Below are 23924 nucleotides of genomic sequence, written 5' to 3'. Positions count from 1 at the left end.
TATCAAAAAATTATACCCGATCGAGTATATTTTAGCCATGGTCTGAATCCTCCAAGACCACTAAAAATCAATAAATGAATCCGAAAAATTACCTTTTCCCCATTGCCTTCCTAATCCTTGGGCTGAGCTTTTTGCTCAATCTGAGCTTGGGTTCGGTGTGGATTCCCTTTGGAGAGATTGTTGGCGGATTGGTTTCGGGCGACTGGACCAAAACTTCCTGGGAGCAAATCATCCTCAACTACCGCCTTCCCAAGGCCTTGGTGGCCATTTTTGCAGGAATTGGGCTGAGCTTGAGCGGCTTGCAGATGCAGACCTTTTTTCGAAATCCATTGGCCGGACCTTTCGTTTTGGGGATCAGTTTAGGTGCAGGTTTAGGAGTTGCTATCTTGATGTTGGCAGGTTCGGCTTTAGGTTTTGCCTTAAGCGGAATTAACTCTTGGGCCATTGCCACAGCCGGGATTTTAGGAGCGGGCTTGGTCCTTTCGGGGGTGAGTTTGGTGGCTTGGCGGGTCAAAGACAGCATGACTTTATTGATCGTCGGACTGATGTTTGGAAGTGCGGTTTCGGCAGTGGTTTCGGTTTTGTCATTTTTCTCAGGAGCTGAAGCTTTGAAACTTTACACGGTGTGGTCCATGGGAAGCTTGGGTGCTTTGGGTTGGTCTCAGGTTTCAATTTTGGGGATCCTGATTGCTTTGGGCAGCCTGCCCGTTTTTCTTTCCATCAAGTCCTATAATGCACTTTTGCTTGGAGAAAACTACGCCCGAAGCATGGGTATCCGAACCGGACAAATGCGCTGGGTGATGATCGTAAGCACGGGGATTTTGGCAGGGGGAATCACGGCATTTTGCGGGCCGATTGCCTTTTTGGGCATTGCAGTGCCGCATTTGGCAAGGATGGTTTGGAAAAGTTCGGACCATCGGGTGCTGTTTCCGGGTTCGGCACTGATCGGAGCGATTTTGCTATTGCTCTGCGATGCGGTGGGGCAATTGCCAGGTTTGGCGAGCACCTTGCCGATCAATGCCGTCACTTCGCTGGTCGGAGCACCCATTGTGATTACCCTGATTTTGAGAAAAAACTTCAGTAAAGATTTTTAAGGTTATGAAGAGACTGATCGCTGCTTGCAACCAAAATTTGAAAAAAATCCCCCTACCCCCCTTTGAAAAAGGGGGAGTTGCCGAATGGAAGCGTCAACACCCTCCCTTAATTCTTTCCAAGAATTTCATAAAAAGACTATAAGTCATGGAAAGGATTCAAAAACATATCGCCTTGTCAGGCAAGGAATTAGCCCTTGGTTATTTTCACCAAAAAGCTAAAAAAGAGATCCTTTCAAATTTGGATTTTACCCTTTTCTCAGGCGAACTCACCTGTCTGCTCGGACCCAATGGAGTCGGGAAATCCACGCTGATCAAAGCCATTTTGGGACAAATCCACCCCTGCAAAGGAAGCATCCAACTCGATCAGCGATCCATTACAGACTATTCGATCGAAGAACTTGCCAAGCGAATCGCTGTGGTGCTGACTGATCCGGTTTTCCCGGGAAATATGACCGTGGGGCAACTCGTGGCTTTGGGACGGACTCCGCATACGGGTTGGTCGGGAAAGCTGAATCCAGCTGACCGCGATGTCGTCGAAAAAGCCCTTTCCGACACCAAAATAACCTACCTGCGAGACGAGCGACTCAGCGAAATCAGCGACGGTCAGCGCCAAAAAGCCATGATTGCAAGGGCCTTGGCACAGGATGGACAGGTGATGATCCTTGACGAACCCACAGCCCATTTGGACTTAGTCAATCGCTTTGAGATCATGAGTTTGTTGCGGGATATTGCTCATGCTCAGCGCAAAGCCATTTTGGTGGTAACCCATGATTTGGACATTGCGATAGAGACCGCGGACCGATTTTGGCTGCTTAACTGCGGTACTCCCTTAATCTCAGGCAAACCCGAGGACTTGATCCTTTCCGGTCAGATCAACCAATTGCTCCCAAATAATACGTATCGATTTAGCCTGAGTCGGGGAAGAATGGAGGCTGAGGAACCAGACTTAAATTTTAAGATTGAAGGACCTCAAGAATTGATTTTTTGGGTGGAAAAGGCGCTGATCAAAGCGGGCATTAAGAACTTGGATTCGACGATTTCGGTTTCCCACAAACCATTTTTGATCAGGCATCAGGAAAAGGAATTTCTCTCAGTGGAAGAGCTCGTATTTTTTTTAAAACATTGAGAAATTGAGGGGATTAAGGAGGTTTTTAAGTTAATCGAAGCCTAGCCAAAAACCCAGTGTTATGCTGCTTTTCCGAAAGCAGCATTTTCTTTAACTAAAACCAGCCCAACGTCTGGAGACGTAGGACAGCAGAAATCATTCAAATCCAATAAATCTTCTCTTAGCGACCTCCTTTTTATCCTCTGTGACCTTAGTGGTTAAAATCCTCAACAGTTAAATTTTCTTTGATCTCAAACGCATTCCTTCTATTTTGTCATTTGATTGATTTTCAAAAGAAATCAAGCCGATAACCCCAAAAACCTATGAAAAAACCTATTCTAGCCTTGGCCGCTCTTGGCCTGCTCACTTTTTCCTGCGACACCACCAAGCCCCAACTTACCCAAGAACAGTACGATGCCCTCACCGATGAGCAAAAACGCTCGGTGGAATTTGCACTGGATGGGATCGAGGTACTGGATGACCGATTGCAACTGACGCTTTTCGCCACCGAACCCATGATGACCAACCCGACCAACATGGACATCGATGATCGCGGTCGGGTGTGGATCACCGAGGCCTACAACTACCGAAATCAACTCAATCCCAAAAACCCTGTCAAAGCCGAAGGAGACCGTATCCTGATCCTGGAAGATACCGACGGAGATGGTCAGGCGGACAAATCAACGGTCTTCTACCAGGGAACTGACATCAATGCCGCCTTGGGCATCGCTGTTTTTGGCAATAAAGTGTTCGTCTCAGTCAGCCCGAATGTCTTTGTTTTCACCGATGAAAACGGGGACGATGTGCCCGATAAAAAAGAAGTGCTTTTCACCGGAGTGGGTGGTGTGCAGCACGATCACGGCATGCATGCCTTCACCTTTGGACCTGACGGAAAGCTCTATTTCAACTACGGCAACGAGGGCAAAGGCCTGCACCATGCCGATGGAACCCCGATTTTGGATCCATTGGGTCGCCCCGTCACCTCCGAAACAGCTCCCTATCAGGAAGGCATGGTCTTCCGCTGCGATCAGGACGGCAGCAATCCGGAAGTTCTGGCCTGGAACTTCCGAAACAACTACGAACTCGCCGTGGACAGCTACGGACGCATGTGGCAGAGTGACAACGATGACGACGGCAACCGCTCCACGCGAATCAATTTTGTGATGGACTACGGCAACTACGGTTTCAAAGACGAAATGACCAAGGCCGACTGGAGAACCCGCCGTGTGAATATGGAAGATTCGGTTTGGCGCCAGCATTGGCACCTGAATGATCCCGGAGTCGTGCCCAATTTGATCCAAAACTATGCGGGTTCGCCGACTGGAATCCTCGTCTACGAAGGCAAACTCCTCCCCGCTGAATACCAAAATCAGGTCATCCATGCCGATGCCGGACCCAATGTGATTCGGATGTATCCTGTCCAAGCGGCTGGGGCAGGCTTTACGGGAGAGGTAAAACCGATTTTAGACGGAAACAAGCGTGATAATTGGTTTCGCCCATCGGATGTGACGGTAGCGCCTGACGGTTCGATCTTCATCTCCGACTGGTACGATCCGGGAGTGGGCGGGCATGCCGTGGGTGATTTGGAAAAAGGCCGGGTCTATCGCCTTGCTCCGAAAAAGTCCAAATACAAAGTCAGCAAGCCTGATTATTCCTCCGTCGAATCCCTGATTGAACTCCTGCAAAACCCAAATCGTGCGATCCACTTCAAGGCATTTATGGCCCTGAAGGAAAAAGGAGCCGAGGCAAAAGATGCCTTGGAAAAGCTCTATGCCTCCGAGGACTCCCGCATGAAAGCCCGCGCCTTTTGGTTGCTGAGCAAGCTGCCCAATGGGGAAGAATACATCCGCCAAGCTGCAGCGGATGACGATGAAAATATCCGGGTGGCAGCAGTTCGGGCTTCCCGAATGAGCAAGCTGAACGATCCCTCCTTCTTGCCTGTACTCGCTGCCGATCCTTCCGATCAGGTGCGTCGGGAAGTGGCGGTGGCGATCCGGTATGAGGATGCTCTAGACGTTTGGTTGAAACTGGCCGAAGGCTATCGAAGTGGAGATCGCTGGTATTTAGAAGCTTTAGGCATCGCGGCGGAATACCGTTGGGATAGCTATTTGCCGGCCTATCTGGCCAAATTGGGTCAAGGCTGGAGCAATTCGCCTGAGGCGAAAGACCTGATTTGGAGGTCGAGATCGGCAGCTACACCGGCACTCTTGGAGGAATTGATCCTGGCGGAAAACAGTCCTGCAGATCATCGCTACTACCGGGCTTTGGACTTCCAAACCGCCGATCTGAAAAACCAATCCCTCAAAAACCTCCTGGCAAAAGGCCAAAACGAAGATCAGGTCATCATCCTGAGACAGGTGGTTTTTGATTCCAAAAAACCGGATGCCCAACTCCTCAACCTGGCCAAAGCCAAGGCAGGTGAAATCGCTGATGACCGGGATTTCCTCGAGATCGTGCGCAAATACCAGTTGAAAGACCAGAAAGAGCGCCTTCTTGGTTTGGTGTATCAGGACGAAGACCGTGGCTTGGCTAATCAATCGGCTGGACTTTTCGCTTCACTCTACGGCATGGGTGAGATCGAGCAGGCCATGAAGAATTCGGACGAAACCAAAGCCATCGCCGCCATCCGTAAGTTTGGCTCAGTGGATACCCCAGATATGGCTAAACTGCTGGCTAAATTCTGGAAAAACGACCAAGCCTCCACCGCTGTCCGAACCGCGGCCATGGAAGAAGCCAAAGGCTATCAGTCCGAGGCTGTGCTTTGGGAACTGGCTAAATCAGATCAGATTCCTGCAGAACTGCTCCCTATCGCACAGAAGATCCTGATGAGCAGCTGGAATGGAAATATCCGTGTGCTTGCCCTGGAAAAATACGGGGATAGCATCGCCCAAGGCTATGACTTGGTCAAAATGCTCTCTGCCAAAGGGGAAGTGGAAAAGGGAAAAACTCTGGCTTCCACCTACTGCGTGGCCTGTCATAAGATCGGAAATGAAGGCGTGGACTTCGGCCCTGCTCTTTCCCAAATCGGAGGCAAACTCAGCAGGGAAGGACTCATCAATGCCATCATCAATCCCTCCGAAGGCATGGGCTTCGGATACGAAACCCAACTGGTCAAATTCAAAGACGGCAAGGAAATCTGCTGCATCGTCAACTCCAAGACCGAAAACGACTTGATCGTAAAGCTCGTCGGCAGCAGTGATCAAACCATCTACAAGCTCGCCGACATCGCCTCCATCACCCAACTTTCCGAATCCCTGATGCCTGCCTTTCCACTGACCGAACAGGAACTGGTGGATTTGGTGAGTTATTTGGAGGGGATGAGGTGAGATGAGAAGCTAATTGCAAGGATATCTGAGTGAGATTTCCAACTTAACCCAGTCTATGCTGCGATTTGACTACACCGAGCGAGTGTTCAATTCAGGGAAAACTTAGATAATTGAGTTATTCCATTTAAAATCAATAAATTAGAGCTAATGAAAAAGATTTTAATTGGGTTTTTGTTTTTTGGGTTTTCCTTGATCTCCCTTGCTCAGGGAAGAATGGAGAGAAAAGAGTTTTTGGCTGCTTCTCTGCAAATGAACCAAGCGGGAGAAGATCCATTAAGGCAAGTGACCGTCTACCTTCCTCCTGATTACGATCAAGGCACCAAACGCTATCCGGTTGTGTATGTACTTCATGGGTATGGTGGAACTGACAGTTTAATGATGCATGTTTGGATCGACTTCAAAAGGTTGCTCGACGAGGCAATCAAAACTGGTAGGATGCGCCCGATGATTGTGGTGGCACCAAACAGTATGACCAAACTGTTGGGGAGCTTTTATACTAATTCGGCTGTATCCGGCGATTGGGCAGATTACATTGCAAAAGATGTGGTCCAGTTCATAGATAAAAATTACCGGACAATTCCCGACAGGAAAAGCAGGGGGCTTTGTGGGCATTCGATGGGAGGCAATGGAGCGTTGAAGTTGGGGATGCAGTATGCAGACACCTTCAGTGCAGTCTATGCACTAAGCCCTGCAGTGCTCGATTGGCACAATGATTTTTCGCTTTCCAGTTCCGGCTTCAAACGAGTCATTGAACTAAACAACGAAAAGGCAATCGTTGAGCCGCTGATTGAATCTGACAGACCTGCTGATTTCAATTCTTTTTATGCAGCTGTGTTAACTGCCATGGCCAGGGTTTATTCACCCAATGGATCCAACAAAACGCTTTTGGCCGATTTACCGGTTACCTATATTGGAGATAGTGCAGTGTTCCATACTGAGATCGTGAGCAAATGGGAAGCCCAGTTTCCCCACCACATGATTGATTACTATCTTCCTCAGCTGCGAAGTCTCACCGCTTTGAAAATGGATTGGGGCCGCAATGAGGAATTTTCCCATATTCCCTTCACAAGTCTACAGTTCAGTAAAAAATTGGAAGCCTATGGCATCAACCACTTTGCTGAGGAATACATGGGAGACCATGGGAATATGCTTGATGGGTTTGAAGGAAGGATTTACAACGAGCTGCTGCCTTTTTTTGAAAAATACCTTTTAGGCGGTGAGTCGGGCTCAGAAAGATAACTCTTTGGATTCTGAATCCATATTGGACTACTTCCATCCTGTTTATCCAGGATTAAGCAGGTTTGAAAGGGCTATGCAAACATTGAATATGTGATTCCAAAGACTATTACAAAGTTCCGAACGGGGACTCTTTGTCAGAAAACCACCCCTATGTTCATCATCATTGGGTGAATAAATAGAAAACTTGAAAGGGTTAAAGCATTCAACAAGTTAAAAAAGGGTAAAGACTAAACTGTATAATTCTTAACTGATCAGGAATGAAACAAAATATTATAATTCTAATGGCAATTATTTTTTGCAATTGCTCTCCTCAGAAAAGAACTTCAGACGTAGTTGCTCCGGTTTCGGATCTAGGACATGTGGACTTGGTGCTTGATTCTGAGGCTTTTTATGCAATTGTGAGCGATAGTTTTCTCACCAAGGAATTCTCGGTTTTCTTCCAGGATACTACGATGTATTCCAAGCCCAGCTATGATTTGTACCTATTGGGTAGTGAGGCCTTTTTACATATCAGTCTGGCCAAGGAATATTGGGAAAATAAAGCGGGAAGTGGGGTGATGATTTTTCAGACAAGAAAACCTGAAAAACATGATTCGCTTCTTTTAGCTTGGAAGCATTATTTCAAAGATTCACTAAGTACAAAAAATTTTGAAGGGGGTGATTTCTTGACGGGTGAAGTTCTCCCTTACCGAAAAAAGGATCCATCCAAACCTGCCGAACCAAATTTTACACCCATTCTCATGTCTTATTCAGTCCAAGGGTTTAAAAACTGGGGATTTTCTGATTCTATAATTACCAATGGAGTGTCCATGCAGGAATTCATGCACTCTTGGGATACCACCTCACAAGAAAAACTGTTCCAGAAAATCAAAGCCCTTCATGTCCAAGTCACCAAGCAAGAGTTTGCTGAATTGGAATCTGCCTTGTATGCCATGGGGTACACCTTTCACACCGATCATTTTATGCATGAATTCAATCCGGATGTCCATTACACGGTTACCGAATTCAATGTCGTGCCCAAATACACTAGAATTGAAATTGAGCTTTCCGAACCAACTGCAAAAAGAGAAATCCGGCTAGGAACTATGTATACCATTCATATCAATGGGAAAGACATGATTATTGAGCAGGTAAAGTGATTAGGTTAATGAACAGGGAATTATGAATCGGAAATTAATTCTGAGTCTGTTTACTTTTTTATATGCCATTCATTTGCAGGCGCAAACATGGCCGGACAAACAGCGCTTGGATCATGCAATTGATTCCATCTTTAGAAACAACAACAGCACCCCCATCTGAGCGTAGATTCTATACAGCATCTCTAAAGTTCAGTTTGGGGCTGAGTCGAACCCGACAGCTGTGCGGGAGCTATTCGACCCTAGTATTCTAAGCATCCCGAGAGCTATCGGGATGCAATTGGTCTTCCTACCCTTTCCCCAGTTCCTCCTAGCGTAGTTTTACGCTGGACTGAGCGGAGTTTGCCCACCCTGCAAGCTGGCCTCCTCGGTGGGGTTTATTGTTAAAAAGTTCGATTGAATCTACACTTATCTCGACGGAATAAGAGATGTCTAAGGTCATTAAAAGAGCATCAGAAGCTTACCTCCGTCCGGTTATTCATCAGTTGACTAATCGCTATTTGCAATTCCCAACGAAGTTCACTTTTTTGACATTCTAAGTGGTAATTATCAACTAGTCGCAGATGAAACAAAATTCAAAACTTATCTGGATAGGAATGATCACCCTCATTCTCTCCTGCATCATCGAATACTTGGGTTGGGTACTTGCCTCGAATTATTCCATCCAGGGGGAAAAGGCTGTTTTTCTTTCACTCCAAACCCTTGGTAGTATCTTCCAAAATACCATTGGAGCCATTCTTTTTTCTGTTCCCTTTATCGCTTTTGCTTTTTTCTTTCCCTCTTTCAGGAAAAACTGGAAAAGTAAAATCCACATTCCGATCTGGATAGGAGTCCTGCTTTTTTGCACGACATTAATCCTTTTGACAATCTGGGGAATACTGAGTGTTTAGGCTGATCCAGTATTGGAGGGATCGCTTCCTTAGTCGAAGTTTAAAGCCAGCCTAGGCGTAGTCCCAATGATTTGAAACAAAAGTTAGTACCCCTGCCTAGGCGTAGTTTAACGCTGGCCTGGGCGAGTTTGCAACTACGCTCTCCTATCGAATCGAATTTGCAATTCGCTGGAAATTCCATCCTTATTTTTACGGTTTCCTGACTTTCTTCTTTTGGAAATATCGGTCATTCCTAAGGGCATTTTTGGAAAACTGATGCTTATTCCATTATACCAGCCTTTAATAGTTCGACTTGGTTCGACTTCCCTCACCAACCGCCGCTCACCAACCATGTCTGGCTAGGTAATCGGTCATGCCTACGGCATTGGCTCATATTTCTCCTTTCGGGACGCCCCATCCTAAATCCAGAGGTTTCAACTTCTGGATTTAGGATGAGCGAAAAGTGTTTATTCTAAAATAGTCGCATCCTGATCCTCTCCTTCACCGTAGACATTTCTCAATAGCTTTATCGACTTCTATTATGAACATTTACATTCTTATTCTTTCGGTAATTTTGCTCCAATTTTTCGAAACCCTCCAGTCCAAAGAGAAGAGCAATAGTTTCACCACTATTTGTTCTTCCCATGTTTATATTGAAGAGGATGATTTTGGCCGTGGAACCCTCATGAAAACCAAGCCTATTCGAGTAGCCGATGGTTTTTGGATATCTTCTTCATCAGTAGGAGATGAAAAAAAACTTTATGTAAGCCTGGTTTTCACTGGAACATCAAACCACCAAATTAATCCTACGGAAGTTCATGAATTTAGCTTTGACAGCTCAGCTGGAAAAATTATTGTCCAAATGACTCCTTCGGAGATTAAAAGCCCCGTGTCCAAAACCCAAGTCACAGGAGGCTCTGAGTATATCCCATTATCCACCTCCAATACGACGACTTATACCTTGATTTATGACCTCAACGAGGAATCATTCCTGTATTTTAAAACCAATCTTTTAAGTTCTATCAGAATAAACAGCCTCTCCTCTGTCTTTCCATTTAAGGCAACCAGAATTTCTAAACTGAATTTATTCAGAAATGCCATGGCCTGCTTGGAACAGTAATCGGTTTCACACATTTGCCCCCCCTCATCCGCAGACTGAGCCTGAAACTGTGCCTTTCGATCCAAACGATCCCATTCAGCTGTAGGGGTATAAATCGTGGGAAAATACCTACAAATTAAATTCAGTCCCCAAATTTTAAGAATCAACAACTTGTTTTGCGGTGAAAAAGAGTCATTTTTACCGCATTATCTGCGGTGGTAATCATGTACATTCATGATTCTAAAGGCCTCTTCATCACCAAAAAGACGTATATTCATGTCATGGAAAAGGTACTAAAGATTACTACTTTAAAAGATACCGCCTCTGACTTTGCCTTTTGGTCTACCAAAAGTCCTATCGAACGCCTGGAAGCTGTAGAACTCCTTCGACAGCAATTTTTTAGCCTCAACAAAGATGTTCAGCCAAGACTTCAAAGAGTTTGTAGAGTTATTAAACAAGCATAAAGCGAAATTCATACTGGTTGAAGGATAGCAAAGAATTCGCTTCGATATTTTTCTAAATAGCATGATTTTTAAGATGTACCATTGCAAATTCACCTTTTGTATTACAACCCAATTTTTAACCAGCTATTCGGAACTGTTGAGAAAGCAACAAAGCATTGGTTTACTAAAAAAAGCCTTACTCCTGTCCTGTATATTATTGATTCAGAGTTGTGTCTCGGAGGATCCGACGGTACTTTCCGGAGAGGTAGTGGATACAAAAACCGGTTTGAAAATTCCAGGGGTTACGGTATTAGTCAGTGTTTATGAAAAGGCTTCGTTTCTTACCATTCCAGCCCTATACAGAGAAGACACCCTAGTATCAGATAGCCAGGGAAAATTTCGTCTCGTGGCGCCTTACAATGAACAGTATTCCCGTTTCACCATAAACGTTTTGAAAGAGGTAGCCAGCGGCACCTTTGAATTTGCCAACGGGCAAGATTGCTCTCCTTATGATTGCAGTTCCTTCCTTCCCGGAAAAGTGCATCAATTCAGAGTACGGATTCCTCTGGATTCACTTTAGGAAGGAAATTCAAAAACTACCTGTTTAAGCTCAAAAAGCCGCCTTCGAAAAAGTTTATCTTCATGAAGAACCTCTTTTTGCTTTTTACAAAAAGCATTTTGTATTTTTGCTTTATGTAAAAACTATTTTTGGTTTTTGCTTTTTGAAAAAACCAATTTATGGAATACTTGATCGAGAAGTCCGCACGCAAATCCAAACAAGTTCAAAGTAAGAAGAAACGATATCTCTACGAGCAGATTGACTGGCAACAGCGGTTGATTCTACTGCTTGGGTATCGAGGCGCGGGCAAAACGACTATTTTGCTACAGCAGCTACTTGCCTCATCTGAGCAGGGTATTTACATGAGTTTGGATGATTTCTATTTTGAGACCCACCGGTTGGTAGAGACGGTAGCAGAGCTTTATGGAATGGGTTATCGCTTGTTTTTACTGGATGAGGTACATCGGTATGAGATGTGGTCAAAGGATCTCAAGCAGCTGTATGATGACTATGAAGACATCAGAGTAGTAGCCACAGGGTCTTCTATTTTGGATATCAGCCAAGGAAATGCCGACTTGTCAAGAAGGGCGTCCGTCTATCATTTGCACGGATTATCCTTTCGTGAGTATCTGAGTTTTAAGAAAAATCTGGTGCTAAAAAGCCTCCCATTACAGGAAATCCTAACCCACCATCATCTGATCACCCCTGATCTGCTTGACAAATTTGACTTTGAATCTGATTTTCAGAACTATCTCAAATCTGGCTATTTCCCGTTCTTTTTAGAAGCAAACAAAACCTACTTCCAAAAGCTCCAGGAAACTATTCACTTGGTCATCGACTCGGATATTACACCTTACGAACAGTTACAGCACGCCACAACCAAGACTTTAAAAAAACTCTTATTCGTACTGAGTGAATCCGTACCCTTCACACCAAACATCAATAAGCTGGCTGAAAAGCTAGAAACCCCTAGAAACACGGTACTCAGGCTTCTGGATATTTTGGAAAAAGCCCAGATTTTGCTCTTACTCAGGTCATCTACTTCTGGGATCAGCTATTTGCAGAAACCGGAAAAAATTTACCTCCACAACCCCAATTTCATCCATCTTTTCTCGCCCACCATGGCCAATTTGGGCAATATCAGAGAAACTTTCTTCTTTAATCAGGTAAATGCTGTGCATGCAGTGACCTCCTCCAAATTTGGAGATTTCATGGTAGACGACACCTTCGTTTTTGAGATTGGAGGACCTTCCAAAACCAGCGAGCAAATCCGTGGAGTTCCCAATTCCTACTTGGCCTTAGATATAGCAGGAGGAAATGATAAAAGAATCCCACTTTGGCTGTTTGGCATGCTGTATTAAAACCAAATCTGAATTAAGCTCAAATAATTTAACCTGATTTTCCCCCAGAAAACCAATATCTTACTCCTTTCAAACCCAAAAAACCTCAACCCATGAACAAACTGATCAAATCAGGCTTTATCGCCTTGATGCTGGTAATTTCCGGCCAAGTTTTTGCCCAAGATGGCACCATCTACCCGCTCGAAAATCCCGCAGAACCCAACGCCATCCTTCTCGGCACCGGCGGAGTGGAAAATCAACCTGCACCCGAAACCTGGTTTCGCCAATGGGGTGATCCTATGGCGCGAAATATCTCCACGGCGACTTTGACTCCTTTCCTTCCCGAACCCGGAAAAGCCAACGGCACCGCCGTGATCGTGGCACCGGGAGGCGGATTCAGCTGGCTGTCCATGGGCAATGAAGGCTGGGAAGTGGCCGAAGCACTCGCCAAGCAGGGAATCGCTGCTTTTGTGTTGAAATACCGATTGAATCCTACACCACCCTCACTCGAGGACTTTTCTGCTTGGATGAACCGGCCTCGCCCTGCCGCGCCAGCCCCGCCTGCTTCCGGCGCTTCAGCATCGTCTACCCCAGCCCCCCGACCTCCACAGCGCGACCTCTCCAATCAGCTCGAAGATGCGGAAGCTGCTTATGCCATGATAGTCAACCGAGCCAAAGAGTGGGGAGTAGACATCAACCGAATAGGAATGATCGGCTTTTCGGCCGGGGCAGGACTGACTATGCACGCCACACTGAATTCCAAAACGATGAAACTGGCCTTTATTGGCCCGATCTACGGCGGCATGGGTCCGGTAGAAGTGCCTGCAGATGCCCCTCCGATGTTTAATGTGATTGCCACAGATGACTTCCTTTACAACGGCCAATCCGGCATCATCGAATCTTGGTACAAGGCGGGTCGACCGGTTGAATTTCACCTCTACCAAAACGGAGGTCATGGCTTCGGGCTCGGCAACCCCAACCGCACCAGCAACCGATGGTTTGATGCCTTTTTGCATTGGTTGGACGTGAATCAGTTTCTGGCTGGTAAAAATTAATACCATTGATTTACAAAGGATTGCTTATCCATAATGATGAGCAATCTCTTTCTGCCTAAAACCCCTACATTTCTAAAAGAAAGCAATTTTCCTTCGTTGAGAATTGCTCCTTTGAGTCATGAAAAAGCTATTCACTATCGCTATAGTCATAATCGCCTTTGGAATCGTTGGCTATGGCATGATACCCGGCAAAGTAAGCCTAATGGAAGATACATTAACATTTTCCGGAAGGTATGGAATAAAGCTGAAGCTATCCGAGATCGCAAGTGTATCCTTGATCGATAGACTCCCTCCAATCAAATCCAGAACCAACGGATTAAGCGCACTTGGAGTAAAAAAAGGATTTTTCAATCTGGAGGGGTATGGGAAAAGCAGACTTTTGGTTAACGCTTCCCAACCGCCTTTTCTTCTGATTATGACCAACAACCAAGAAACAATTATCCTAAATCTGAAAGATCCTAAGGATACAAAAAGTGCATTTGAGCAGATTAAAGAAGGAATTTAGGACTTGGAAAAAGGATTCACATTTCACATTTTGAAATAAAATCCCAATACTGAACCTGATTTTCGCTCGTTGAAAACGAGCACTCATTTGCCCAAATACCTGGATAGCATGGAGAAAAACGCACAAAAAAGGAATAACATCAACCTATTCGGCAAAGGACAGCAGCCCATGATCTTTGCCCACGGATTTGGGTGTGACCAAAACATGTGGAGATTTGTCACTCCTGCCTTTGAGGACACTCACCGCATTGTTTTAATGGACCATGTTGGTTCCGGCCACTCAGACCATGCTGCCTATGATTTTGAAAAATACAATTCGCTTACGGGTTACGCCCAGGATCTTATTGAAGTATGTGAAGAACTCCAACTGCAGGATGTGATCGCGGTGGCGCACTCGGTGAGCTGTATGATCGCAGTACTTGCAGCCGCAGCCCGGCCTGAATTATTTGACAAATTGATTTTGATTGGACCTTCGCCCTGCTACATCAACGATCAGGACTACTTTGGAGGATTTGACCCCAAAGACATCGAGGAACTCATAACAACTCTGGAAAGCAATTACCTGGGCTGGTCGAGCTACATTACACCGGTTATTATCGGCAATCCCGAAAAGCCTGAGTTTTCAGAAGAATTGAACCGGAGTTTCTGCACCATGAATCCCGAAATCGCAAAACACTTTGCAAAAGTCACCTTTGGAGGGGATAATCGGGCAGATTTGGCAAAAGTCAGAACCGATTCGCTGATAATTCAATGCCATCCCGATGTCATTGCCCCGGTGGAGGTGGGTCAATTTGTACATAAAAACATCCGAAACAGCAGCTTTGTCCAGTTGAACACTTCAGGTCATTGCCCCCACCTCACTGCGCCGGAATTAGTCATCTCCAGCATCAAAAATTACCTCTACGCTTGACAGAACCCATTTACATAGAAGACGCAGAAGAACTCTACCAAGACGCCCCCTTCGGTTACCTGACCATGTATGGAAACGGGAAAATCCTTAACATCAACAATACCTTTTTGGATTGGATGGGATATAACCGAATGGAAATCCTTGGTCAAAAATCCTTCTCGTCTCTGCTGAGCATCGGAGGGCGGATTTACCTGGAAACCCACATCATGCCCATTCTTCAATTGCGGGGAGAAATAGCGGAGATCAATATCGAGTTTAAGAAAAAAGACGGTACCAAATTGCCCACGCTGATCAACGCCAAAAAGGTAAAAAAGCACGCGATGAGTCAACCGGTTTTCAGACTCTCTGTACTTGACATCTCCCAGCGGAAGCATTATGAATTGGAACTGATGAAAGCCCAGAAAAAGGCAGAGCAGATGGTTCAGCGTCTTCAGCAAATCAATCAGGAGTTGGAAGAATTTGCCTATACCGCATCGCATGATTTGCAGGCACCTCTTAGTACCATTTCCGGTCTGATTGGATTACTGGAAAAAAAGGGCATGCTGAAGCACGACGCGAAAGCAGCCAAGTATTTCTCGGTAATCAAAAACAACACTGATCGAATGAAACTGATGATTCGGGACCTCTTGGAATACGCCAAAATTGACGGAAAAGAACCCGAAATGCTCCAAGTCTCACTCAATGAAGTTTGTGATATTACCTTGGAGATTCTCGAAGAGCAAATCCATCTTCATCAGGCTACCGTGATCATTCCCGAGCTCCCTTTGGTGGTAGGAGACAAAAATCAACTGATTCGGCTGTTTCAGAATCTCATTGGAAATTCTCTCAAATACCGTTCGGAAAGCGCTCCCAGAATTTTGGTGGAGTTTGAAGAACGGGAGCAGGAGTTCTGTTTTTTTGTCAAAGACAACGGAATGGGATTTAACCAGAGTTTAGCCCCTCAATTATTTGAATTTATGAAACGATTGCACTCCCATTCCACGATAGCTGGAACTGGCATCGGGCTTTCGGCTTGCAAGCGGATTGTTGAACTCCATGGAGGGATCATCGGAGCTACCTCTGAAGAAGGAAAGGGGAGCACCTTTTATTTCACCCTTCCCAAAAAAGAAATCGGTTGATACAGGTTTCTCAAATTTCCTTGATGTCAATTCTTCAACTGGCTGGCTTCGAAAATTCAGGCACACGATAAGGTGGTCAATTCCCTATTCGCCCACTTTCTCAAACACCAAAAAGTGCTGAATTTTCATAAACTGCCCATTTTGAACCAGCTTAAACCCATTAGCCGTGAGTTCTTTTTCTGCTTGCTTCACGGTCATTTTGTGTAGGGGTTTGATCGCCACCTCCGGATCTTCCCCTCTGTATTCAATCAACAGCAATTTACCTCCAGGCTTTAGCGATTGTCGGATCGATGCCAGCATTTCGACCGGATACTCCAGCTCATGATACACATCCACCATGATGGCCAAATCCACCGATGCAGTCGGCAGATTAGGACTTTTCTCTGATCCCATCACAGGAACTACGTTGGAAATGCCGAGCTCTTGGGATTTTTCCTTGAGGTAATTGATCGCCTTTTCTTGGATCTCTACCGCATAGACTTTTCCTTTGGGCACTTTTGGGGCGATTTTGAATGTATAATAACCCGAACCCGCACCGATATCTGCCACCACGCTGGATTCGCTCACCGGCAGATTTTTGATGGCCAAAGACACGCTTTCCTCCTGTTCCCGGCTCCTTCGCTCCAACCAAGCCATTCCCTCAAATCCCATCACAAAGGAAATTTCCCTTCCCATATAGACCTTGCCGATGCCATCGTAACTGGGATTTTTATTGGTGTATCCTGGATTTTTAGCTGGCTGTTGCGCAAAGCTTTCTCCGATTGATCCCATCCACAGGGAAACCAAGGCCAGGACATGGTATTTTTTTAGATTCATACTCCACATAACTCCTCAGACTAAGCGGCTGTTTCGTTTTTAAGTTTCAATTACCTGATTAGATGCCTAAAAGGAACTTTAGCTGTAGCCCAAATTAGAGGTCAGAAGTCTGAGTAATCGCCATGATTCGCTCCTCTTCGGTCATCGGTCGCCTGTGCTGAGCGCTGTCGAAGTATCCAACCTCTACATCAAAGGAAAACTTGTCAACTGGCAGGACAGCAATTAAAGAGTCGATTATTTCATCCTCTCCAACAAACTCTTTGTCGATAAAAACAGAACGTTGATCTCATAAAAACAGCCTGTCGTCTATTTCTCTACCAGTATTTATTCCGTCAAAAACCAACTATCCAAAATAAGAGTATAATTACCTGTCTTTGCTCACACTATTATTTTATAAAATACTTAAATTCAAAACACTTCATCCTAAAACCCAGCAAATCGATGAAAAAACTCAGCATCCTACCGGCAGCCGCCTTGCTCGGACTGCTTTTTCTTCAGGCCAACCCAAAGCCTGAAGCCGACACATTACTGGCCCTGCACCCTGAGGCCCCGGCACTACCGACCGATGTCAAAGCCATCGTTCAGCAAAAATGCTACGGCTGCCACAATGCCGATTCCAAAAATGAAAAAGGCAAAGCCAAACTGGATTGGGACGCATTGGAGGCCGCCAAAAAAGCCAAATCCCTTGCCACCATGGGCAAAATCACCGAAGCACTGGAAGAAGGCTCCATGCCTCCTGCACGATTTCTGGAGTCCAATCCTGACAAAAAACTGACCACAGAGGAAGTGGCTACGCTGATGCAATGGAGCACCGGTAAAAAGAAAAAAGAATGAAAACCTGGCAATACTTGGTTGGAGGAATTGTTGTGGTCGGTTTAGCCATCCAACTTGTACCGCACGAACTTCCGGCAGTAGAAAGCAACAATCCGGCTGACCTGATCGGATCGGGAGTCGTGGATGGCGAAGTGGCCAATTTGCTCAAAACCGCCTGCTACGACTGCCACAGCAATGAAACGAAGTACCCTTGGTATTCCCAGGTGGCTCCCGTGTCCTGGTTGGTGGGCAAAGACACCCGAGAAGGCCGGGAGGAGCTTAACTTTTCTACCTGGCAGGAATATGACATGATGGAAAAGCTCAAAAAACTGGATGACCTTGTCATCGAAGTCAAAGAGGGCGAAATGCCGATGAAAATCTATACTCTTATCCACACGGAAGCCAGACTGAGTGATGCTCAACGTCAACAACTCGTGGAATGGGCAGAAACCATGATGGACATCGTGGCCGAAGAGGAGGATGGGGAAGAATAAATCACCCTTTCGGAAAAACCCCATGCAAAAGTCAACCCGGCGGGTTGACTTTTTTTTTCAGCACCAAGGATTTTCACAAACTTTTCCCTGTTGTAAAAATCTTGTTTCCATCATCTTTTTTCCTGTCTCGGACTACTCGGCTTTTCGAAAAAACTCCCCTGCCCCTTTGACAAACTTCTCTACCCTTGGGCATAGAGAGAAATTAAAGGGGAGTTCGGCTAACCTATTCATTTGGACCCACTCTTTTACCTTGGTTCTAATCTCTTGTTTCAATCATCTAGCCATTTTCCTCATGACACCATCTTCTCAACTTTGACACTTTTTATAAACGGTGGCCCGTTTTCATCGAATTCAAGTAAAATAGCAGGAGATTAATCCAAGATCAAGGATTGATTAAGCTTGTCCGACGGTAGATCAGTTTCCTTTCGCTACCGCTAATTTGCCCCTCAAAACCCCAGTAATTGACATGAAGAAAAAAATCATTTTCATCTTGGCCCTATCTCTTGCTGTCAGTCCAGCTTGGGCTCAGAAAAAAGCCAAAAACCCAAAAAACATCATTCTCATGGTCGGAGACGGCATGGGTGTTTCCCAGATTTATGCCGGCATGACCGGAAATTTTGGCCAACTCAACCTGGAACGAATGCCCGTGGTCGGCTTTCATAAAAATCAGGCGAGCAATTCCTTTGTCGTAGACTCAGCTGCCGGCGCTACCGCTTTTTCCTGTGGGGTAAAAACCTACAATGGAGCCATCGGCGTCGATGCCGCAGGAAATCCAGTCCCGACCATTTTGGAAATCGCGGAGGAAAACGGACTGTCTACCGGACTGATCGCTACCTGCTCGATCACACATGCTACTCCGGCAAGCTTTATTTCCCATCAGCCTTCCCGGTCTCTGGACGAAGACATTGCCAAAGATTTCTTGGCTACTGATATTGATGTGTTTATCGGAGGAGGCAGAAAGTTTTTCGCCAACCGCAAAGACGGGCTCAATCTCATCGATTCACTCCGATCCAGAAATTATCAAATTGCCAACTCCATCGAAGAGGTGCAGCAGGTCAAAAACGGAAAACTTGCGGCTTTCCTGGCCGAAGAGCAACAAGCACGGGTGTCGGAAGGGCGAGGTGACGAACTTGTCAAGTCTACCGAAGTAGGCCTTCAACTGCTCCAAACCAATAAAAAAGGAATGTTTCTGATGATCGAAGGCTCTCAGATCGATTGGGGAGGTCATGGCAACAACACCCAATACATCGTCGAGGAAATGATCGATTTTGACAAGGCCATCGGCAGAGTACTGGACTTTGCTGAAAAGGACGGAAACACCCTGGTGATCATCACGGCTGACCACGAAACCGGCGGATTTTCGGTAAATAAAGGTGATACCAAGACGGGAATGGTAGAAGGAAAATTCACCACAGGAAGCCATACCGGGGTGATGATTCCGGTGTTTGCTTATGGTCCGGGTTCGGAAAAATTCGCAGGATTTTACGAAAACACGGAGATTTTCCATAAAATGGTGGAGGCATTTGGCTTCAAAAAATAACTCAACACTATGGATCGCTCAGAAAACTGGCCCGCAGAAGTAGCGCGCCTTAGAGAAATCATCCGAAAAACCGGTTTGGAGGAAACCATCAAATGGGGAGAAAGAGTCTATACCCATAAAGGAAAAAACGTGGTGAGCTGCATGGGTTTCAAAAATCACTTTGTCCTTTGGTTTTACAATGGAGTATTCCTGTCTGATCCCTACCAAGTCCTTCAAAATGCACAGGAAGGAAAGACCAAGGCGATGAGACAATGGAGATTTCATTCCGCTGATGAAATAGACGAATCCAAGGTTTTGGAATATATCCTTGAGGCGATTCGAAATGAAGAGGAAGGAAAGGTCTGGAAGCCAGAGAAGTCTCCTGATTTGGAAATCCCAGCCCTTTTCCAGAGCAAGCTGAATGAAGACAGCCTTCTGAAGACTGCCTTTGAGGAATTAACTCCCTTCAAACGAAAAGAATATCTTGAATACCTGCTTACTGCCAAGCGGGAGGCCACTCAACTCAGCCGAATCGAAAAAATCACGCCGATGATTCTGGAAGGAAAAGGGTTGAATGATAAGTATAGATAAACCTCCCATTCGCCACTATCCTTATAATAAAGAGAAAGCCTCCCGAGTTTCAGGAGGCTTTCTGTCATTAAGATCCCAGGAGAATCTCCAAGTCAAGTTGATCTTCCACCTTGACCAGCCCCCCAAACTTGCTCGGTGGACTGAGATTGAGCAGTTCAAAATTGAGAATCAACTTTCCGCTCAATCCTTTGGGGCTTCTTTCAAGCATCAAATCCGGAAATTCGAGTTTTTTGCCGACGAGGTCCAAACTCAAGTGGTAGAAAATTTTCCCTGATTTCTCTCTGAAATTTGCGACACGCACATGGGCAAAAGGAAAATCTTCGGCTTTCAGAGTGGATCGAAAATCATTGTTGAGTAAGAAATTACCGCAGGAAAAGTGCTTCACCGGAATCTTAAACTCAAGCCCTTTTTTCACCTCACCGGAATTGAAACGAAGCGTATCCGCCAACCCCACCTTCGAAAAATCACAGTTGAATTTGCCTACGGAGGTATATCCGCTTACCTGGATTTTTTGTTGGGTGATGACCAGTTCTTTTCTCTCCTGGGATCCAGCAGAGAAAAGAATCAGGCCAATGAGGAGGAGGATACGCATGGTATGAAGTATTAGAATCCTATGACACCTTCGATCATCAATCCGTTGAATTTACCGCCGTTTCGGATATCGTTAGCTGCAAATCCATTGTAGTTTTGGGTTACATATTCCAGTTTGGCCAGGATGTTTTTGGAGATAAACCAGCCACCGCCGATTTGGGTACGATCCAGACTTACATCCAAGCCACTGCCTGCCAGTTTACCTTCTACTTTGTTGTATCGGCCTGCAAGGTAGAATTTGTCAGCTGCGCCAAATCTGTAGACCAAATCAGCACCCAGTTGGTTCCAAGTTCTGTCTACGGTTTCATTCGCTGCACGTCCTTTGGATTTTTCAAAATTACCGAAGAACTCCAAGCCTTTAAATTTGATGAAGGGGTTCAGAACTGTTGCGGTAATGTTGTCAGTTTGACCGGGATTGATTCTGCCGGAAGTAAATTGAGCGGTTGGAGTGGCCAAGGTATTTTCCAGCACCATGTAGTATCGAGAACCTGCCCGGTCACCCCCGTAGAGGGTATTTCTTGCAGAACCTGAAGTGGTGTATATGGACCCGGTAATTCTCACTCTCAAGTCATCGGACAACTGCTTGTCATATCCTGCCTTACCTATCCAAGACAATTCACGGTCATTTGGTCTGGTAATACCTCCTTGGATTTCGCCTCCGGTCACACCTGCCATCAAAATGAAGCCGTTGTTTTGGAAGGTCAAGTCGCCGCCCACCTCGGTGGTGAAGGCGTCCATGATGTAGTTACCCACAAATGGGTTGTACATCGCGTTACCGTTGTCTGTTCTTCTGAAGTGAGCATCACCGTAGTTGATCTCCATGTGACCTACTCTCAAAGTCAGGTATTTGGAGAACCACTCGGGATTCCCAAGGAATGGAAGTTTGTCAAATTGGAGGTAACCGCCTTTCACCCAAGTTTCTTGGTGGTGTCTGGAAGAAAGATAGGTGACGAGATTCAAGCGCACCCCATCCATCACTTCTACGTCGATGTTGAGGTTGGCTGTAGCCAGGTTGCTCCCTGTACCGATTTCGAGGAGCTGATTGAGGTTGACTCCTTGAGCATTGAGTACCGGAGTGGCTTTATTTTCATGGCTGAGGCTTTGAAGCTGCTGAGTAAAGTGACCCCCTACCCGCACTTTGATTCCTTCGAAAGCCACGGTGTCCAGCTTGCCGGTTTCAAATATATTGACGCCTCTTTGATCATACGGTCTCCAATATTGGACGTCTCGTTGGAGCCCCTGTGCCAACCCGGTGGCGGAAATTCCTGCGGCGAGGATGGCGGAAAATAGATACTTTTTCATCGTATTTTAGATTTAAATGTTGGGTTGAAATGTTGATTTGAAAGAAAGCTTGATGTTGTCTTCAGTTTTGACAGTACCCATCAGAGCCGTTGGAGGTGTCACCGAGAAATGGGTCAACTTGGTATCCAAGCTTCCTTCAAAGGTGAATTTGCCTGCACTCGAGGTCATTTTTACAGGAATGCTAACTGGCTTGGTCACTCCTGCAATTGTCAGGTCTCCTTTGGCGACATAGGAGGCCCCACTGCCAGTCAGTTCCTTGAGCACAAACTTGATTTCTTTGTTTTTCTCGGTATTGAGTGCCTTGTATGCATTGGTATCTAAGCCTTTGGTTCCACTCTTTAAGGTCTCAGCAGGTAGAGAAACAGCCAGGCTTTTTACCGATTTGAATTGACCGTTTTCGATCAGGAACAGTCCTTCACCGGTACCGGATTTGGAAACCATCGCCCAGTCATGTAGGGTAGACCCTCCCTCGACCTTAAATTCAGGAGATGCGGCAAGCACATATTTGGTTTGGGAAAAACCGGTCATTGAACCTGCAAACAGCAGGAGAACCAGTAGAATTATGGGATTTGGGACTGAAGTTTTCATCATCTTTTTCACTTGGTTTGATGATGCTAAACTCCGAACGAATTGGTGCTTTTTAGCTGACGAAAATCAGTTAATGGGATGATTGATCACAGCCCAAAAACTGACATTTTCAAAATTTTGTATGGATCGCGCTAAAAAAGAAAAGAAATACAATCAAAAAAATCGTGAATTAATAAAATTTCCAACAATAATTTTGAGTTATTCCAAACCACAGAATAAACTTGATCCCCGGCATTTCAACCCACTCTATAGCCATTAAAACATCAAAAAATGGCCAAATAACCGGCTAGTCTCCCAAATTCTCCAAGAATCCGGGTTTTAGGTTTTTATCCCGATCAAAAAGCAATGGATAATTGGTTCTACCCCTGACCGGCCAATTATTCAACCAACTTCTTCCGTCATGAAGTCCCCAAAAAGTCACCCGGGTGATTTTGTCCGAATGCTTTTGAAAAAGCCTGAACAAGGATGCATAGCGATTTACTAAGTCGTGTTGGATCAGAAGAGGAAGTCCCGCCCGGTATGGATTCCATTGCTCAGATTCAGCAAAATTGATATTCAGGTCTGCTCCGTCCGAGTCGGATGGCCTGGGCAACACATCCACATCCAATTCGGTCACGTGAACCTCAAATCCCGCTTGGTGAATATCCAATATGGCCTGTTCGATTTGAGCGAGCGTGGGAAAATTCAATCGATAATGCCCTTGCATGCCGATACCATCTATCCTGACACCCTGCTTTTTCAACTCCACTGCCATATCTAAGATGGCTTTTCGCTTTTCCGGTTTCCACACGTTGTAGTCATTATAATAGAGTGATGCATCCGGGTCAACCTCATGTGCTTTTTGAAAGGCTATTTTGATAAAGTCGGGACCTATTAGGTTATACCAATGGGTTTTCCGCCAGGTGCCATCATCCTCAAAAGCTTCATTGACCACATCCCAACCATCTATTTTGCCTTTGTACCGACCGACCACCGTCTCGATATGCTCTTCCATCCGCTCAGTCAAGCCCTGCCTATTGAGAAATCCTCCTTTTTCATCCTGGAAAACCCAAGCCGGGGTCTGTTGATGCCATACCAGTGTATGACCGACAATAAAGGCTCCCATCCGCTCTCCCATGGCTACAAAAGCATCCCCGAATTCAAACTTATACGTAGTGGGTTCAGGATGCACGGGTCCCCATTTCAACCCGTTCTCGGCCGTGATCGAATTGAAATGAAGGGTCAACAAGGAATCAGCCCCCTGCTCCATGCCGGTCACCTGAGCCAAGTTGACCGCTGTACCAAGGTAAAAATGCGGTTCAAAACGATCTTTTAGGCCCTCTTTCTGGGAGGATGAGGCGGCAAACACAAGAAATAAAATGGCGAGCGTAGACAACATTCTAATCATGCTCTAAAATAAAAAACCTGCTTCAT

Annotated in this window: 23 protein-coding genes; 18 read left to right on the top strand and 5 right to left on the bottom strand. The window is 45.6% G+C overall.

Features of this window, described 5'->3' with window-relative positions:
* Positions 1–74: 74 nt before the first annotated feature.
* The 14 genes from CLV31_RS05180 (at position 75) to CLV31_RS05115 (ending at position 15797) form a co-directional block, all read left to right on the top strand.
* Complete coding sequence (locus tag CLV31_RS05180) at positions 75–1094, top strand: iron ABC transporter permease (protein WP_111391827.1); 1020 nt, start codon at positions 75–77, stop codon at positions 1092–1094.
* A gap of 145 nt (positions 1095–1239) precedes the next feature.
* Entirely contained in the window at positions 1240–2220 is a 981-nt protein-coding gene (locus tag CLV31_RS05175) for an ABC transporter ATP-binding protein (protein ID WP_111391826.1), read from the top strand.
* A gap of 302 nt (positions 2221–2522) precedes the next feature.
* Positions 2523–5525 (top strand): PVC-type heme-binding CxxCH protein, encoded by a 3003-nt coding sequence (locus CLV31_RS05170; protein WP_111391825.1) that lies wholly within the window; start codon positions 2523–2525, stop codon positions 5523–5525.
* Between the two features lie 147 nt (positions 5526–5672).
* Entirely contained in the window at positions 5673–6764 is a 1092-nt protein-coding gene (locus CLV31_RS05165) for an alpha/beta hydrolase (protein ID WP_111391824.1), read from the top strand.
* 281 nt (positions 6765–7045) lie between these two features.
* Positions 7046–7903 carry a DUF5829 family protein gene (locus CLV31_RS05160; protein WP_111391823.1) on the top strand — a complete coding sequence of 286 codons (858 nt, stop codon included), beginning with the start codon at positions 7046–7048 and terminating at the stop codon, positions 7901–7903.
* A 593-nt stretch (positions 7904–8496) separates the two neighbouring features.
* On the top strand, positions 8497–8790 hold the full coding sequence (locus tag CLV31_RS05155; RefSeq protein ID WP_181452576.1) for a hypothetical protein: 294 nt from the start codon (positions 8497–8499) through the stop codon (positions 8788–8790).
* Between the two features lie 520 nt (positions 8791–9310).
* Positions 9311–9889 carry a hypothetical protein gene (locus CLV31_RS05150; RefSeq protein WP_111391821.1) on the top strand — a complete coding sequence of 193 codons (579 nt, stop codon included), beginning with the start codon at positions 9311–9313 and terminating at the stop codon, positions 9887–9889.
* A 260-nt stretch (positions 9890–10149) separates the two neighbouring features.
* On the top strand, positions 10150–10332 hold the full coding sequence (locus CLV31_RS05145; protein ID WP_146250866.1) for a hypothetical protein: 183 nt from the start codon (positions 10150–10152) through the stop codon (positions 10330–10332).
* Between the two features lie 136 nt (positions 10333–10468).
* Entirely contained in the window at positions 10469–10891 is a 423-nt protein-coding gene (locus CLV31_RS05140) for a hypothetical protein (RefSeq protein ID WP_146250865.1), read from the top strand.
* Between the two features lie 158 nt (positions 10892–11049).
* Entirely contained in the window at positions 11050–12231 is a 1182-nt protein-coding gene (locus CLV31_RS05135; RefSeq protein ID WP_111391818.1) for an ATP-binding protein, read from the top strand.
* 92 nt (positions 12232–12323) lie between these two features.
* Positions 12324–13265, top strand: coding sequence for an alpha/beta hydrolase (locus tag CLV31_RS05130; RefSeq protein WP_111391817.1), 942 nt, complete (start codon positions 12324–12326; stop codon positions 13263–13265).
* Between the two features lie 118 nt (positions 13266–13383).
* Positions 13384–13770: a hypothetical protein gene (locus CLV31_RS05125; RefSeq protein ID WP_111391816.1), complete on the top strand. Its 387-nt coding sequence runs from the start codon at positions 13384–13386 to the stop codon at positions 13768–13770.
* Between the two features lie 108 nt (positions 13771–13878).
* On the top strand, positions 13879–14679 hold the full coding sequence (locus CLV31_RS05120) for an alpha/beta fold hydrolase (protein WP_111391815.1): 801 nt from the start codon (positions 13879–13881) through the stop codon (positions 14677–14679).
* Entirely contained in the window at positions 14676–15797 is a 1122-nt protein-coding gene (locus CLV31_RS05115; protein WP_111391814.1) for a sensor histidine kinase, read from the top strand. Before CLV31_RS05120 ends, CLV31_RS05115 begins: the two co-directional genes overlap by 4 nt.
* A gap of 84 nt (positions 15798–15881) precedes the next feature.
* On the opposite strand, the gene CLV31_RS05110 is transcribed toward CLV31_RS05115, so the two are convergent.
* Positions 15882–16613, bottom strand: coding sequence for a class I SAM-dependent methyltransferase (locus CLV31_RS05110; protein WP_111391813.1), 732 nt, complete (start codon positions 16611–16613; stop codon positions 15882–15884).
* Between the two features lie 441 nt (positions 16614–17054).
* Here CLV31_RS05110 and CLV31_RS05105 point away from each other — a divergent pair, with 441 nt between their 5' ends.
* From CLV31_RS05105 to CLV31_RS05085, 4 genes are all read left to right on the top strand, one after another.
* The gene (locus CLV31_RS05105; RefSeq protein ID WP_111391812.1) at positions 17055–17447 is read left to right on the top strand and encodes a heme-binding domain-containing protein; all 393 of its coding nucleotides are present in this window, start codon (positions 17055–17057) and stop codon (positions 17445–17447) included.
* Entirely contained in the window at positions 17444–17920 is a 477-nt protein-coding gene (locus CLV31_RS05100) for a heme-binding domain-containing protein (RefSeq protein WP_111391811.1), read from the top strand. Before CLV31_RS05105 ends, CLV31_RS05100 begins: the two co-directional genes overlap by 4 nt.
* Positions 17921–18386: 466 nt before the next feature.
* Positions 18387–19460 carry an alkaline phosphatase gene (locus tag CLV31_RS05090; protein ID WP_111391809.1) on the top strand — a complete coding sequence of 358 codons (1074 nt, stop codon included), beginning with the start codon at positions 18387–18389 and terminating at the stop codon, positions 19458–19460.
* A 9-nt stretch (positions 19461–19469) separates the two neighbouring features.
* Positions 19470–20030 (top strand): YdeI/OmpD-associated family protein, encoded by a 561-nt coding sequence (locus CLV31_RS05085; protein ID WP_111391808.1) that lies wholly within the window; start codon positions 19470–19472, stop codon positions 20028–20030.
* 67 nt (positions 20031–20097) lie between these two features.
* Here CLV31_RS05085 and CLV31_RS05080 read toward each other — a convergent pair whose 3' ends face one another.
* From CLV31_RS05080 to CLV31_RS05065, 4 genes are all read right to left on the bottom strand, one after another.
* On the bottom strand, positions 20098–20622 hold the full coding sequence (locus CLV31_RS05080) for a hypothetical protein (RefSeq protein ID WP_111391807.1): 525 nt from the start codon (positions 20620–20622) through the stop codon (positions 20098–20100).
* 11 nt (positions 20623–20633) lie between these two features.
* Positions 20634–21923: a hypothetical protein gene (locus tag CLV31_RS05075; RefSeq protein WP_111391806.1), complete on the bottom strand. Its 1290-nt coding sequence runs from the start codon at positions 21921–21923 to the stop codon at positions 20634–20636.
* A 12-nt stretch (positions 21924–21935) separates the two neighbouring features.
* Positions 21936–22514 (bottom strand): YceI family protein, encoded by a 579-nt coding sequence (locus CLV31_RS05070; RefSeq protein WP_245943326.1) that lies wholly within the window; start codon positions 22512–22514, stop codon positions 21936–21938.
* A gap of 283 nt (positions 22515–22797) precedes the next feature.
* Positions 22798–23898: an endo-1,4-beta-xylanase gene (locus CLV31_RS05065; protein WP_111391805.1), complete on the bottom strand. Its 1101-nt coding sequence runs from the start codon at positions 23896–23898 to the stop codon at positions 22798–22800.
* Positions 23899–23924 lie beyond the last annotated feature (26 nt).

This window comes from Algoriphagus aquaeductus (assembly GCF_003253485.1).
In the GTDB taxonomy this organism is placed as follows: Bacteria; Bacteroidota; Bacteroidia; order Cytophagales; family Cyclobacteriaceae; genus Algoriphagus; species Algoriphagus aquaeductus.
This window is presented reverse-complemented; position numbering and strand designations above follow the sequence as displayed.